A 14815-nucleotide genomic window follows, 5' to 3' on the forward strand; every position below is an offset into this window, starting at 1 on the left:
CGTTGGGGTGGTGCGGAGGGCGGGGGTTCATATGGGTGCGGGGGCCTGGCCGATTGCAGGGCGGGGCGGGCGCATTCGGTTACGCAGGGGCGCGGCCGATCACCGGGCGCCGGGCGCCCGCCGGGCCGGTCCACACTTCGGCGAACCGGAGACCCGAGAATCACACCTTCGGAGTATGGGGCTTCCACCCTCCGACGGCCCGAACTCCGCGCTCCACTCCAGCTCTCCGGGCTCCACTCTCCGCCCTCCGCCCTCCGCCCTCCGCTCTCCGGCGGACGGGGCTCCCACTCCCCCGACGGACGGGACTCCCACTCCCCCGACGAACCAGGCCCCATCCCCCCGACGCACCGGCCCCCGCCCTCACGCCTCCAGGGCCGACGCCACCGCGAGGGCCAGTTCGTCCAGGTAGCCCTTCGGCAGTTCGTCGCGGACGACCAGCAGGCGCCAGTACAGCGGGCCGGTCATCAGGTCCAGCGCCAGGCGCGCGTCGACGCCGGACCGCAGTTCGCCGCGCTCCACCGCGCGGGCCACCATCGCCGCCGCGACGCCCTGCTGACTGTCGAGCAGGGCGGTCCGCAGCGCTTCGGCGATCTCCGGGCTGCGCGCCGCCTCGGCCAGCAGGTCCGGGATGATCTGCGCCGCCATCGGGTGCCGCAGCGCGCGCGCCACGACCTCCAGCAGCATGCGGACGTCGCCGCGCAGCGACCCGGTGTCCGGCGACGGCAGCCCCTCGGCGGCCACCGCCGAGACCACGTCCAGCACCAGGTGCAGTTTGGAGCGCCACCGCCGGTAGACCGCCGTCTTGCCGACTCCCGCCCGCCGGGCGATGCCCTCGATGGACATCCGCGCGAACCCCACCGCCGCCAGTTCCTCGAAGACCGCGGCGCGGATCGCCTCGGTTTTCTCCTCACGCAGCACCGCGGCCCCGGCCGGCATCCGCCGGCCGCCCGTCACACCCGGCGCCCTGGTCACTTCACTGCCGTCCTTTGCCATGCCTTGATCCTAGCGTCGCGACGCAACGGTTGCGTTTCGACGTAGCGCAGCCGTAGGCTCGCCAGCGTTACGACGATACGGGTGCGTTCTATCGCTCGCCCCGCGCCGATTCGCATAGCCACGCGACGGGACGGGACGGGCCCGTCCCGTCGCAACCCGCTCGGACGCGACGCGTACGTAACGACGCGACGGACCCGTCCCGTCGCCTAGCCCCGCCCCACCCGGGACGACGCATACGAAACAACGAAACGGGCCCGCCCCACCTCCCACCTCCCCGGAAGCGACCACCCCATGTCCCAGACCCTCGCCCCACCGGACCGGACCGCAGCGGCGCCGTCCGTGGTCCCGACCGCTCTCCCGCCCGACCCTCAGCTGCGCGCGCTGGCCGAGCGGCACGGGCTGACCGTCAGCGGCGCGCGGCCCCCGCTGCGGGAGTACACCCGCCGCCTGTGGGCGCGCCGGCACTTCATCGCGGCCTTCGCCACGGCCCGGCTGACCGCCACGTACACCACGGCGCGGATGGGCCAGCTCTGGCAGGTGGTGACCCCGCTGCTCAACGCGGGCGTCTACTACTTGATCTTCGGCGTGCTGCTGCACACCCGCCACGGCATCCCGAACTTCATCCCGTTCCTGTGCACCGGGCTCTTCGTCTTCACCTTCACCCAGTCCGCGGTCCTGGCCGGCACCCGTGCCGTCTCCGGCAGCCTCGGCCTGGTACGTGCCCTGCACTTCCCGCGGGCCGCGCTGCCGATCGCGTACACCCTCGTCCAGCTCCAGCAACTGCTGTTCTCCATGGGCGTGCTGGCGGCCATCGTGCTGATCTGCGGCGTGCCGCTGACGTGGCACTGGCTGCTGATGGTCCCCGCGCTGCTGCTCCAGTCGGTCTTCAACACCGGGCTCGCCCTGGTCATGGCCCGGATCGGCGCGAAGACCACCGACACCGCGCAGCTGATGCCGTTCGTACTGCGTACGTGGATGTACGTCTCCGGTGTCTTCTACAACCTCTCCGCGTTCACCGGCAGCGCGCCGCACATCGTCTCGGCCGCCCTGAACTGCAATCCCGCCCTGATCTACATCGACCTGATGCGCTACGCCCTGATCGACACAGTGCGCGCGCAGGACCTGCCGCCGCACGTGTGGCCGCTGGCCCTGGGCTGGGCCCTGTTGGCGGGCATCGCCGGATACGTCTTCTTCTGGAAGGCCGAGGAGGAGTACGGCCGTGGCTGAGACCACCGTGGAACGCCCGCCCGCCCCCGTAACCGGGTACGGCGCCCCCGCCGACGACCGGACCCCGACCGTCATCTGCGACAACGTCCACATCGTCTACAAGGTGCACGGCGGCGGCAGCGGCAAGGGCAGCGCCACCGCGGCCCTCCAGCGCATCGTCCGCCGCAGTCCCTCCGCCGGGGTGCGCGAGGTGCACGCCGTCAAAGGCGTCACCTTCGTCGCCCACAAGGGGGAGGCGATCGGCCTGATCGGTTCCAACGGCTCCGGGAAGTCCACGCTGCTGCGTGCCGTGGCCGGGCTGCTCCCGCCCACCGCCGGCCGTGTCTATACCCACGGCCAGCCGTCCCTCCTGGGCGTGAACGCCGCCCTGATGAACGACCTGACCGGCGAGCGCAACGTCGTCCTCGGCGGGCTCGCCATGGGCATGTCCCGCCAGGAGGTCCGCGACCGCTACCCGGGCATCGTCGAGTTCTCCGGCATCAACGAGAAGGGCGATTTCGTCTCGCTGCCGATGCGTACGTACTCCTCCGGGATGGCGGCCCGGCTGCGCTTCTCCATCGCCGCGGCGAAGAGCCACGACGTCCTGATGATCGACGAGGCGCTGGCGACGGGCGACCGCGCCTTCCAGAAGCGCTCCGAGGCCCGCATCCGCGAACTCCGCGAAGAAGCCGGCACCGTCTTCCTGGTCAGCCACAACAACACGGCGATCCGCGACACCTGCGACCGGGTGCTGTGGCTGGAGAAGGGCGAACTGGTCATGGACGGCCCGACGGACGAGGTCGTCACGGCGTACGAGAAGTCCGCCGGGTAGGGCGCCGGGCACAGCCGGCCGGCCGGTGGAGCACCGGAACCGATCACCGGTCCGGCACAACTGCGGCACAGCTCGCGGAAACGACGGCGGCGCGGCCCGGAACCACCGGGCCGCGCCGCCGTCACGGCCGCGTGCGGGCCGTCAGCTGTGCGTACGCAGCAGCGTCCGCATCGTCCGCATGGCGACCGAGAGGTTCGCCAGGTCGAAGCCCTCCGACCCGTGGATCTCCTCCAGCGTCGTGCGCGCGCGCCCGAGGATCGCCGCGTTCTTCTCCTCCCACGCCTTGAACCGCTCCTCCGGCGTGGCCGAGTCGCCGCCCGCCGACAGGACGTCGCCGGTCAGCGCCGCGTGCGCGGCGAAGAGGTCCTCGCGGATGGAGGCACGGGCCATCGACTGCCAGCGGTCGTTGCGCGGCAGCTCCAGGATGCGGTCCAGGAGCTGGTTGATGCGCAGCCGGTCACCGAGGTCGTAGTAGACCTCGGCGACGGCCAGCGGGTCCTTGCCCGTGCGGTCGGCGATGGCCACGATGTCCAGCGCCGGGAAGGCCGACGAGAACCCGGCGACCCGGGTGGCCAGCTCCATCGGCACGCCGGCCTCGGTCAGCTCGTCCAGGATGCGCTGGTGCCACTCCAGGTCGCCGCCGCGCAGCAGCTTCGGCAGCTCGGCCCAGACCCCGGCCACCCGGTCCGCGAAGAAGTCGATGGTCTCCGACAGCTCCAGCGGCTGCGGGCGGTTGTTGAGCAGCCAGCGGGTGCCGCGCTCCACCAGCCGCCGCGAGTGCAGCCGGATGCGGGTCTGCACGTCGGCGGCGACGGTGTTGTCCAGCGCCTCGACGTCGTCCCAGACCGATCCGAGCCCGAAGATCGCGCGGGCCGCGGTGTGCGCCCGTACGACCTCTTCGAGCGAGGCGCCGGTCTCCTCCCGCATGCGGTGCAGGAAGCTCGTACCGCCGGAGTTGACGGTGTCGTTGACCAGCACCGTCGTGACGATCTCGCGGCGCAGCGCGTGCGCGTCGACCTGCTCGGCGAACTTCTCGCGCAGCGCGCTGGGGAAGTAGGCGTGCAGCAGGTGCTGGAGGTACGGGTCGTCCGGCAGCCCGGTCTGGATCAGCGCGTCGGAGACCGTGATCTTCGTGTACGCGAGGAGCACCGCGGTCTCGGGCTGGGTCAGGCCGCGCCCGGCGTTCAGCCGCTCCTTGATCTGCTGGTTGCTGGGCAGGAACTCCAGCGCCCGGTCCAGGTGCCCGTCGCGCTCCAGGCGGCGGATGAAGCGCGCCTGGGCGGGCAGCATGCTGGCGCACTGGGCCTGGGCGAGCGCGAGCGCGGTGTTCTGCGCGTAGTTGTTGCGCAGCACCAGCGTGCCGACCTCGTCGGTCATCTCGGCCAGCAGCTTGTTGCGCTGCTTGACCGTCAGGTCGCCGTCGGCGACGACCGAGTTGAGCAGGATCTTGATGTTCACCTCATGGTCGGAGGTGTCCACACCGGCGCTGTTGTCGATCGCATCGGTATTGATCTTGCCGCCGTTGCGGTCGAACTCGATCCGGCCGAGCTGGGTCAGGCCCAGGTTGCCACCCTCGCCGACGACCTTGACCCGCAGGTCCTCGCCGTTGACGCGGATGGCGTCGTTGGACTTGTCGCCCACGTCCGCGTGCGACTCGGCCGACGACTTCACGTACGTACCGATACCGCCGTTCCACAGCAGATCCACCGGCGCCTGGAGGATGGCCCGCATCAGGTCGGCGGGGGTCATCTTCTTGACGCCCGCCTCCAGGCCGAGGGCGGCCCGCACCTGCGCGTTGACCGGGATGGACTTGGCGGTACGGGGGTGGATGCCGCCGCCCTGCGACAGCAGGCTCGTGTCGTAGTCGGCCCACGAGGAGCGCGGCAGCTCGAACAGCCGGCGGCGCTCGGCGTACGAGGTGGCCGCGTCCGGGTTCGGGTCCAGGAAGATGTGCCGGTGGTCGAACGCGGCGACCAGCCGGATGTGCTCGCTGAGCAGCATGCCGTTGCCGAACACGTCACCGGACATGTCGCCGACACCCACGACGGTGAAGTCCTCGGTCTGGGTGTTGACGCCCAGCTCGCGGAAGTGCCGCTTGACCGACTCCCAGGCGCCGCGGGCGGTGATGCCCATGCCCTTGTGGTCGTACCCGGCGCTGCCGCCGGACGCGAACGCGTCGCCCAGCCAGAAGCCGTACGACTCGGCCACCTCGTTGGCGATGTCGGAGAACGTCGCGGTGCCCTTGTCGGCCGCGACGACGAGGTACGTGTCGTCCTCGTCGTGCCGTACGACGTCCGCCGGGTGCACGACCTCACCGCCGACCAGGTTGTCGGTGATGTCCAGCAGACCGGAGATGAACGTCTTGTAGCAGGCGATGCCCTCGGCCAGCCACGCGTCGCGGTCCACCGACGGGTCCGGCAGCCGCTTGCCGACGAAGCCGCCCTTGGCGCCCACCGGCACGATGACGGTGTTCTTGACCATCTGCGCCTTGACCAGGCCGAGCACCTCCGTACGGAAGTCCTCCCGCCGGTCCGACCAGCGCAGACCACCGCGCGCGACCTTGCCGAAGCGCAGGTGCACGCCCTCGACGCGCGGCGAGTACACCCAGATCTCGTACGCCGGGCGCGGCGCCGGCAGGTCCGGGATGGCCTGCGGGTCGAGCTTCATCGACAGGTAGGCGTGCGGCTGCCCGTCGCTGTTCTTCTGGTAGTGGTTGGTGCGCAGGGTCGCCTTGATGACGGTGAGGAAGGAGCGCAGGATGCGGTCCTCGTCCAGGCTCGCGACCTGGTCGAGCGCACCGTCCAGCTCCTCCAGCAGCCCGTCGATCAGCTCGGTGCCGGCCCGCTGCCGCTCCGGCGACATCCGCGCCTCGAAGAGGCTGACCAGCAGCCGGGTGGTGTGGACGTTGTTGGAGAGGGTGTCCTCCATGTACGTCTGGCTGAAGGTCGAACCGGCCTGCCGCAGGTACTTGGCGTACGCGCGCAGCACCATCGCCTGGCGCCAGTTCAGGCCGGCCCGCAGCACCAGCTTGTTGAAGTTGTCGCTCTCCGCCCGGCCGGTCCACACCGCCGTGAAGGTGTCCTGGAACCGCTCGCGCGCGTCGTCGCCGTTCATCCGCTCGGGGATGCGCAGCCCGAAGTCGTAGACCCAGGCGGTGGTGCCGTCGGCGCAGCGCAGCTCGTGCGGGCGCTCGTCGACGACCTCGACGCCGAGACGGTTCAGCAGCGGCAGGACCTTGGACAGCGAGACCGGCTCACCGGTGCGGTAGATCTTGAAGCGGCGCTCGTCGGGGCCCGCGCCGACCGGCTCGTACAGGCTGACCTCGAAGTCCTTGCCGGCGCCCGCGTCCAGCTTCTCCAGGTGCTGGAGATCGGCGACCGCGCTGCGCGGCGGGTTGTCGGCCTTGTAGCCCTCGGGGAAGGCGTGGTTGTAGCGGCGCAGCAGCTCGGCGGCGCGCTCCTCGCCGACCTCGGCGGTCAGCGCCTCCGCGAAGCCGTCGGCCCAGGACCGGGCGGCCTCGACCAGGCGCGCCTCGATGCGCTCGGCGTCCGCGTCGGTGAGGTCCGGCAGCGTCGCGCCGGGCTGCACACGGACGACGAAGTGCAGCCGGGAGAGGATCGACTCGGTGTTCCAGGCGGTGAAGTCGACACTGATGCCGCCCAGTTCCTCCTTGAGGATGTCGATCAGCCGCAGCCGTACGCCGGTGGTGTAGCGGTCGCGCGGCAGGTAGACCAGCGCCGAGTAGTAGCGCCCGTACTCGTCCTGGCGCAGGTACAGCCGCAGCCGGCGGCGCTCCTGGAGGTACAGCACGCTGGTGACGATGGACTGGAGCCGCTCGACGGGCGTCTGGAACAGCTCGTCGCGCGGGTAGGTCTCCAGGATCTGGAGCAGGTCGCGGCCGTCGTGGCTGTTCGCGGTGAAACCGGCCGCGTCCAGGACCTCGGCGACCTTGCGGCGGATCACCGGCACGCGGCGTACGGACTCGGTGTACGCGGCCGAGGAGAACAGGCCCAGGAACCGGCGCTCGCCGACGACGTTGCCGTCCGCGTCGAACTTCTTGACGCCCACGTAGTCGAGGTACGAGGGGCGGTGCACGGTGGAGCGGCTGTTGGCCTTGGTCAGGATCAGCAGCCGGTGCTCACGGGCCTTGGCGCGCGCGTCCTTGGGGAGCCGGTTGAAGGACGGCGAGACGGGGTGGCCGTCGTCGCCGTCGCTGTGCGCGGGGTCGGAGCGCAGGATGCCCAGGCCGGTGCCGGCCACGGCGGTCAGCACGTCCTCCTCGTCGCCGGACTCGCCGGGGGCCGAGGTCAGCTCGTACTCGCGGTAACCGAGGAACGTGAAGTGGTCGGCGGCCAGCCAGCGCAGCAGCTCGCGGGCCTCGTCGACCTCCTGGTCCCGCAGGTCGTCGGCGGTCGGCTCGGTGGGCAGCTCGTCGGCGATGCGCAGCGCGGCGTCGCGCATCTTCTCCCAGTCCTCGACGGCCTCGCGCACGTCGGACAGGACGCGCAGCAGATCCTTGGTGATCTGCTTGAGGTCGGCGCGGTCGGTCTCCCGGTCGATCTCGACGTGGATCCACGACTCGATCAGCGCGTCGTGCGGCAGGTCCTTGCCCTTGCCCTTTCCGGCCTTGTCCTTGCCGGTCCGGCCGTGCAGGTCGCACGTGTTGTCGAGGACCTCGATGAGCTTGCCGGTCACATCGCGGCGGACGATGACCTGCGGGTGGATCACGACGTGGATGCCGCGGCCCTGACGCGACAGCTCGTTGGTGACCGAGTCGACGAGGAAGGGCATGTCGTCGGTGACGACCTCGACGACGGAGTGGCTGCACGTCCAGCCGTTCTCCTCGACCGTCGGGGTGTGCACCCGTACGTTCGCGGTGCCCTGGGGGCGATTCTCGGCCAGCCGGTAGTGGGAGAGCGCGGCGCCGAAGACATCCACCGGGTCACGGCCGGTGAGGTCCTCCGGCGCGGTGTGCAGGTAGTAGCGCTGGAGGTATCCCAGGAGGGTGTCCGGGTCGAGGCCCTGTACCGGTGCCTGTCCCCCGGCCGGGCTGCTTTCAGCGACCCGGGCGGCCCGCGCGAGCAGCTCGGTCTTGGCTTCGTCCAGCTTGGTCTGCATGTCCTCTGGCTCCTGTCGCGCGCCGTTGCGTGACGTCGTGGATGAGATCCGTGGAAGCTGCACAGCACCGGGGCGACCGGTGAGGGTTCCCCCGCCACAGCGCGGGGAAGAGTCCGGTCGAAGACGACGCCGTGCCGCGATGAGCGCTGACCCGGCCGAGGGGCGCGGCTCCACAGGGAGCCGGCGTACGGCCGCGGTCGCAACGATCAGCGGTCGCCCGGCCGCCTTGCTGTTCCGGGCGCAGGGCGAGGGCCTCGATGCCCCCGCGGGTTATCGCGCTGATCACGATGCAAGGCTATCGCTCTCGGTACGGGTGCCGTCATGGTCCAGCTGTGTACAAAACCACTAGCCGAAATTTGACGATCCGGACAGCGACGCGGTGTGGCCGCGCCACCCCTGGAATCCCACGGTATCCCGCGGGGGCTTGGCAAGCACGGCGATCCGGAGGACGTTGAGCGGGACACCGAGGAGCGCCCGATCCGCGCGCGAATGTGATGAACAGCACGTCCGCGCGGGCCACGCAACCCCAGCGGAGGTGGACGGCATGGCCGCCAAGATCCTGATCGTGACCGGCGACGCGGCGGAGTCCCTGGAGGTCCTCTACCCGTACCAGCGGCTGCGCGAGGAGGGCTACGACGTGCACATCGCCGCGCCCGCCCGCAAGACGCTGCACCTGGTCGTGCACGACTTCGAACCGGGGTTCGACACCTACACCGAGAAGCCCGGCTACACCTGGCCCGCCGACCTGGCCTTCTCCGAGGTGGACCCGGGACAGTACGCCGCCCTCGTGGTGCCCGGCGGGCGGGCGCCCGAATATCTGCGCAACGACCCCGAGCTGCGCAAGCTGGTGAAGTCCTTCTTCGACGCGGACAAGCCCGTCGCCCAGATCTGCCACGGCCCGCTGCTGACCGCCGCCATCGGCGGCCTCAACGGGCGCCGCGTCACCGCCTACCCCGCCCTCGAAATGGACATGCAGAGCGCCGGCGCCACCTTCCGCGACGCCGAGGTCGTCGTCGACGGCACGCTGGTCTCCTCCCGCGCCTGGCCGGACCACTCCGGGTGGATGCGCGAATTCATCGCGGTGCTGCGGTCGAAGGCGCCGGTTTCGTAGGGGTACGGGGCGGGCTCGCGGTTTCGCCACGGACCGGGCGCCGCCACGGGCCCGGCCTGCGTGCGACGTCCGGCTACGCGGCGATCTCCGTGGCCGCCTCCACCGCCTCCGCGAGGGTGTCCACCACCGGGACCCCCGCGGCCGCCAGGCTGGCGCGGCTGTGCGAACCGCCCGTGTAGAGCACCGCGTGCGCTCCGACGTGGCGGGCCGCGACGGCGTCGTCGACCGCGTCGCCGATCACGACCGTACGCGCCGGGTCTATTCGGCCGGTCCCGTCCGGCGCCGCGGGCCCGGCGGTCAGGGCCGCGAGGTGGCGCACCATGTGCTCGCTCTTGCTGCCGCCGGAGGGGCCCGTACGGCCGTCCACGCGCACGAAGCGCGACTCGATGCCGAAGCCCCGGACCAGCGGCATCAGCTCGTCGTGTCCGTACATGCTCAGGATCGACTGGCTGCGGCCCGCCAGCTGCCAGCTCTCCAGCAGCCGCTCCGCGCCCTCCGCGAGCCCGCAGGCGGGCCGGTGGGTGGCGTAGTGCCGGTGGAACGCCTCGTCCATGACCAGCCACTCCGCGTCCGTCGGCAGGCGGCCCATGAGGCGCTCGTAGAACCGCGGTACCGGGACGCAGTACAGCTCCCGGTAGCGTTCGAGCGTGATCGGGGCCAGCCCCAGCTCGGCGAAGGCGGCGTTGGTCGCGCCCATCACCGCGTCGGTGTCGTGAAAGAGCGTGCCGTTCCAGTCCCAGACGATGTGCGTCACGTGCGTCCCCATGCCCAAGACCGTACCCGTGACCACTGACAGCTCAGTCACGGGCGGTGGCGGCACGGGATCCGCGGGCCGTCCGGCGATCAGGAAGACGGAAGAAATCAGGCGATCAGGTTGGGGATCTCCTGCACGCCGAACCACATCAGGTCGTGGTCCTCCGCGCCGTCGACCGTGAACCGCGCGTCGTCGTCGCCGAGGTCGGCGGCGCCCAGCGCGGCGGCGGCCGCCGCGACGTCCTCGGCCGCGTCGTCGGAGTCCACGTGCACCGCGGCGGCCTTCGCCATCGGCACCGGTCCCGCGATCCGGACCTCGCCCAGCGCCGCCTGGTCCAGGCCGCGGTCGGGGTCGGCGACGGCCGCGCCGTCCGGTACGTCCACGGCCACCACGACCCGGCGCCGCGGGGCCTGCGGATCGGCCGCGATCCGGCGCAGCGAGCCCTGCGCGGCCCGGTTGAGCGCCGCGTACTCCAGTTCCTCGATGTCGTCGGAGACGTACCACTCGCGCAGCGCGGGGGTGACGGCGTAGGCGTCCAGCGGGCCGGGGCCCAGCTCCCCGGCTTCGTGCGCCGCCGCGAGTCCGGGCAGGGTCAGGGGGACATACACGCGCATGGCTGCCGCTTCCGCTCACTTCGCCGGTTGTGGAAAAACTGCCCGGCCAGCATACGGGCGCGCGTCCCCCGTCGTGCTCCGGCGCCCTCCACCCCGGCACCGCCCGGCACCGTACGCGGAACACCGCGCACCCCTATCACTTCCCGCCATCCCTCTGACGGGTGAATCGGCGGCCCTGCGCCCGACCCGGCAGCGGGCGCTTGCCGCTGTCGTCGCGCCGTCGGTAGAAGAACCCCACCTAAGCTACTGCCCGGTATCGACCGGGCCGGCCGAACGGGGGCCCACCGTGATCGTCACCAGCCAGTCCGACGCCCGTACGCCCAACCGCGTCCGCTCCTCCAGGGGCGCGTCCACCGCGGGGCCGGGCCGTCCCCGTACCGGTCCGCCGGGGCGCCGCGATTCCCGGCGCCCGGCCGGGCCGCGTACCGCCCCGTCCCCCACCGGCCTGCGCCGGGCATCCCCGCCCGCGCCGCACGAGTGGTTCGCCGAGCAGCTGCTGCTCACCCTCAGTGGCCGGCGCCCTGTGCACGCCCTCCTGGGCCACGCGCTGCCCGCCGCGTACGACCGCCTCGTCGAGCTGGCCCCGCAGGCGCCGCTGCGGCCCACGGAGACCCGCGCGGGCCGTCGCGCGCCGGCCCCGGCGGTCCGCCACTGCGGCCTGTGCCGACCGCGCCCGGACGTCATCGAGGCGTTCGCCCGCATCGCCTCCGGCGAGCGGCTGCGCGCCCTCGCCTTCCGGCTGGAGCGGGGCGGCGACGCCCGGTGGCGCTGCGCCGCCCTGGACATCGGTCCGGCCGGTCCGGTCTGGTGAGCCGGTCGGGTTTGGTGAGCCGGTCCGCCCCGTAGCCGTACGGGCATCCGTCCCGTAGCTGTAGGGAACCTGCCCTGTAGCCGTACAGGCATCTGCCCCGTAGCCGCAGGACACCTCCTCACAGCCGGAGGCCGCCCGCTTCGCAGCCGTGGGCCACCGCAAAGGCCGGGGCGCCGCAGCTCGATGCCACGGCGCCCCGGCCTCACGCGCTCCGTGGAGCGCCTGGTGACGTCACTTCTTGCGGCGACGCCCGCCGCTCTTCTGGGCCTTGCGGCGCTCGGCGCGCGTCAGGCCGTCCGACTCCGAGCGGGCCGGGGCCGCGTCCTCGCTGGTGAAGTCGCCCTCGACGACACCGCCCTCGCCGTCCACGGTCGGCGCGGAGAAGTGCAGCCGGTCCGGGCGCTGCGGGGCCTCCAGGCCCTTGGCGTGGATCTCCGGGCGGCCGGCGCCGGCGGGCACCGCGTCCTGCGCGTCCTTGTCCAGCGAGGTGCGCTCCTCGGCGTCCGCCACCGGGACCTCCTCGACCTGCTGCTCGACCTGGACCTCCAGGTTGAACAGGTAGCCGACGGACTCCTCCTTGATGCCCTCCATCATGGCGGTGAACATGTCGAAGCCCTCGCGCTGGTACTCGACCAGCGGGTCCTTCTGGGCCATCGCCCGCAGGCCGATGCCCTCCTGGAGGTAGTCCATCTCGTAGAGGTGCTCGCGCCACTTGCGGTCCAGGACGGACAGCACCACGCGGCGCTCCAGCTCGCGCATGATGTCGGAGCCGAGCTGCTCCTCACGGGCCGCGTACTGCTGGTGGATGTCCTCCTTGACGGCCTCCGCGATGAAGTCGGAGGTGATGCCGGCGCGGTCGCCGGCCTCCTCCTCCAGCTCCTCGATCGTCACCTTGACCGGGTAGAGCTGCTTGAACGCGCCCCACAGGCGGTCCAGGTCCCACTCCTCCGCGAAGCCCTCGACCGTCTCGGCCTGGATGTAGGCGTCGATCGTGTCGTCCATGAAGTGCTTGACCTGCTCCTGGAGGTCCTCGCCCTCCAGGACGCGGCGGCGCTCGCCGTAGATGACCTCGCGCTGCCGGTTGAGGACCTCGTCGTACTTCAGGACGTTCTTACGGGTCTCGAAGTTCTGCTGCTCGACCTGCGACTGCGCGGACGCGATGGCGCGCGTCACCATCTTGTTCTCGATCGGCACGTCGTCGGGGACGTTGGCCATGGCCATGACCCGCTCGACCATCTGGGCCTTGAACAGGCGCATCAGGTCGTCGCCGAGGGAGAGGTAGAAGCGGGACTCGCCGGGGTCGCCCTGGCGGCCGGAGCGGCCGCGCAGCTGGTTGTCGATACGGCGCGACTCGTGACGCTCGGTGCCCAGCACGTACAGCCCGCCGAGGCTCTTGACCTCTTCGAACTCCGCCTCGACCGCGGCCTCGGCCTTCTCCAGGGCGGCGGGCAGCGCGGCCGCCCACTCCTCGACGTGCTCGACCGGGTCCAGGCCCTGGCTGCGCAGCTCGGCCTCGGCGAGGTCGTCCGGGTTGCCACCCAGCTTGATGTCCGTACCGCGGCCGGCCATGTTCGTGGCGACCGTCACGGAGCCCTTGCGGCCGGCCTGGGCGACGATCGACGCCTCCCGGTCGTGCTGCTTGGCGTTGAGGACCTCGTGGCGCACGCCGCGCTTGTCGAGCTGCTGGGAGAGGTACTCGGACTTCTCCACGGAGGTCGTGCCGACCAGGATCGGCTGGCCCTTCTCGTGCTTCTCGACGATGTCCTCGACGACCGCGGCGAACTTGGCGACCTCGGTGCGGTAGATCAGGTCGGCCTGGTCCTTGCGGACCATCGGGCGGTTCGTCGGGATCGGGACGACGCCCAGCTTGTAGATCTGGTGGAACTCGGCGGCCTCGGTCATGGCCGTACCGGTCATGCCGGAGAGCTTGTCGTAGAGGCGGAAGAAGTTCTGGAGGGTGATCGTGGCGAGCGTCTGGTTCTCGTCCTTGATCTCCACCCCTTCCTTCGCCTCGATCGCCTGGTGCATGCCCTCGTTGTAGCGGCGGCCGGCGAGGATACGGCCGGTGTGCTCGTCGACGATCATGACCTCGCCGTCGATGACGACGTAGTCCTTGTCGAGCTTGAACAGCTCCTTGGCCTTGATCGCGTTGTTCAGGTACCCGACGAGCGGCGTATTGACCGATTCGTACAGATTGTCGATGCCCAGCCAGTCCTCGACCTTGGTCACACCGGACTCGTGGATGCCGACCGTGCGCTTCTTCTCGTCGATGTCGTAGTCGCCGGTCTCCTCGACGCCACGCTGCGGGTTGGCGGGCTCGCCCTTCTTCAGGCGCTGCACCAACTTGGCGAAGTCGCCGTACCACTTGGTGGCGGAGTCCGCGGGGCCGGAGATGATCAGCGGCGTACGGGCCTCGTCGACCAGGATCGAGTCGACCTCGTCGACGATCGCGAAGTTGTGGCCGCGCTGCACCAGCTCGTCCTTCGACCAGGCCATGTTGTCGCGCAGGTAGTCGAAGCCGAACTCGTTGTTCGTGCCGTACGTGATGTCGCGGCTGTACTGCTCGCGGCGCTCGGCGGGCGACATGTTGGCCAGGATGCAACCGACCGTGAGGCCGAGGAACTTGTGGACCCGGCCCATCATCTCGGAGTCGCGCTCGGCCAGGTAGTCGTTGACCGTGATCAGGTGCACGCCCTTGCCGGAGAGCGCGTTCAGGTACGCGGGCAGCGTACCGACCAGGGTCTTGCCCTCACCGGTCTTCATCTCGGCGACGTACCCCAGGTGAAGGGCCGCGCCGCCCATCAGCTGGACGTCGTAGTGGCGCTGGCCGAGCACACGCTTGGCGGCCTCACGGACGGTCGCGAACGCCTCGGGCAGCAGGTCGTCCAGCGACTCGCCGTCGGCGAACCGCTCCTTGTACTCATCGGTGAGCGCCCGCAGCTCTGCGTCGGAGAGGGCCGCGAAGTCCTCCTCGATGGAGTTGACCTGGCCCGCGATGCGGTGCAGTTTGCGCAGGATCTTTCCTTCGCCTGCACGCATGAGCTTGTTGAAGACGGACACTTGGGCTGGTCTCCTTGCCGGTCGGGCCTGGCGCTGGGGGTACCCCCCGCCGCAGGCAGGGGGAGGGTGCGCGGGCGCGGCATTTTTCCAAGGGGCAGGCCCCGCCGCAACGGCCATCGTAAAGGAGGACCCCATCCGGCCGGGAGGTCCACCGCCGCGAAGCGCACCGCTCCCCGGTGCACAGCTTCCGCAAAGGTGAACGCGCGAGGGGGGCGGAAGGTGCCGGGGTGGGGGTTCCCCCCCGCCGCAGGCAGGGGGAGGGTGCGCGGGCGCGGCATTTTTCCAAGGGGCAGGCCCCGCCGCAACGGCCATCGTA

The 14815-nt window shown here is 71.0% G+C and carries 9 protein-coding genes; 4 read left to right on the forward strand and 5 right to left on the reverse strand.

Annotation, left to right across the window (positions count from 1 at the left end; translation table 11 throughout):
- Positions 1–360: 360 nt before the first annotated feature.
- Positions 361–993, reverse strand: coding sequence for a TetR/AcrR family transcriptional regulator (locus tag IH45_RS0140330; RefSeq protein WP_030681234.1), 633 nt, complete (start codon positions 991–993; stop codon positions 361–363).
- Positions 994–1284: 291 nt separating this feature from the next.
- On the opposite strand from IH45_RS0140330, the gene IH45_RS0140335 reads away from it, so the two are divergent.
- Positions 1285–2220, forward strand: coding sequence for an ABC transporter permease (locus IH45_RS0140335; protein WP_030681237.1), 936 nt, complete (start codon positions 1285–1287; stop codon positions 2218–2220).
- A complete protein-coding gene (locus IH45_RS0140340; RefSeq protein WP_030681239.1) occupies positions 2213–3031 on the forward strand; it encodes an ABC transporter ATP-binding protein in 819 nt (272 codons plus the stop codon). The genes IH45_RS0140335 and IH45_RS0140340 overlap by 8 nt, the downstream gene beginning before the upstream one ends.
- A gap of 141 nt (positions 3032–3172) precedes the next feature.
- On the opposite strand, the gene IH45_RS0140345 is transcribed toward IH45_RS0140340, so the two are convergent.
- Positions 3173–8149 carry an NAD-glutamate dehydrogenase gene (locus tag IH45_RS0140345; RefSeq protein WP_030681241.1) on the reverse strand — a complete coding sequence of 1659 codons (4977 nt, stop codon included), beginning with the start codon at positions 8147–8149 and terminating at the stop codon, positions 3173–3175.
- Positions 8150–8693: 544 nt separating this feature from the next.
- Here IH45_RS0140345 and IH45_RS0140350 point away from each other — a divergent pair.
- Positions 8694–9260: a DJ-1/PfpI family protein gene (locus IH45_RS0140350; RefSeq protein ID WP_030681244.1), complete on the forward strand. Its 567-nt coding sequence runs from the start codon at positions 8694–8696 to the stop codon at positions 9258–9260.
- 73 nt (positions 9261–9333) lie between these two features.
- On the opposite strand, the gene IH45_RS0140355 is transcribed toward IH45_RS0140350, so the two are convergent.
- Positions 9334–10026: an HAD family hydrolase gene (locus IH45_RS0140355; protein WP_030681247.1), complete on the reverse strand. Its 693-nt coding sequence runs from the start codon at positions 10024–10026 to the stop codon at positions 9334–9336.
- Positions 10027–10121: 95 nt separating this feature from the next.
- Entirely contained in the window at positions 10122–10628 is a 507-nt protein-coding gene (locus tag IH45_RS0140360) for a DUF6912 family protein (protein ID WP_030681250.1), read from the reverse strand.
- Between the two features lie 286 nt (positions 10629–10914).
- Here IH45_RS0140360 and IH45_RS01000000144655 point away from each other — a divergent pair, with 286 nt between their 5' ends.
- Positions 10915–11439 carry an Rv3235 family protein gene (locus IH45_RS01000000144655; protein WP_032919342.1) on the forward strand — a complete coding sequence of 175 codons (525 nt, stop codon included), beginning with the start codon at positions 10915–10917 and terminating at the stop codon, positions 11437–11439.
- 231 nt (positions 11440–11670) lie between these two features.
- Here IH45_RS01000000144655 and secA read toward each other — a convergent pair whose 3' ends face one another.
- On the reverse strand, positions 11671–14499 hold the full coding sequence (secA, locus tag IH45_RS0140370; RefSeq protein WP_030681256.1) for a preprotein translocase subunit SecA: 2829 nt from the start codon (positions 14497–14499) through the stop codon (positions 11671–11673).
- Between the last annotated feature and the right edge of the window lie 316 nt (positions 14500–14815).

Source organism: Streptomyces rimosus subsp. rimosus (assembly GCF_000720725.1).
In the GTDB taxonomy this organism is placed as follows: domain Bacteria; phylum Actinomycetota; class Actinomycetes; order Streptomycetales; family Streptomycetaceae; genus Streptomyces; species Streptomyces rimosus_A.

Coding starts and splice junctions, on each gene's coding strand:
- IH45_RS0140335 (WP_030681237.1), top strand. CDS start 1,285: ATGTCCCAGACCCTCGCCCCACCGGACCGGACCGCAGCGGCGCCGTCC.
- IH45_RS0140360 (WP_030681250.1), bottom strand. CDS start 10,628: ATGCGCGTGTATGTCCCCCTGACCCTGCCCGGACTCGCGGCGGCGCAC.
- IH45_RS0140345 (WP_030681241.1), bottom strand. CDS start 8,149: ATGCAGACCAAGCTGGACGAAGCCAAGACCGAGCTGCTCGCGCGGGCC.
- IH45_RS0140330 (WP_030681234.1), bottom strand. CDS start 993: ATGGCAAAGGACGGCAGTGAAGTGACCAGGGCGCCGGGTGTGACGGGC.
- IH45_RS0140350 (WP_030681244.1), top strand. CDS start 8,694: ATGGCCGCCAAGATCCTGATCGTGACCGGCGACGCGGCGGAGTCCCTG.
- IH45_RS0140355 (WP_030681247.1), bottom strand. CDS start 10,026: ATGGGGACGCACGTGACGCACATCGTCTGGGACTGGAACGGCACGCTC.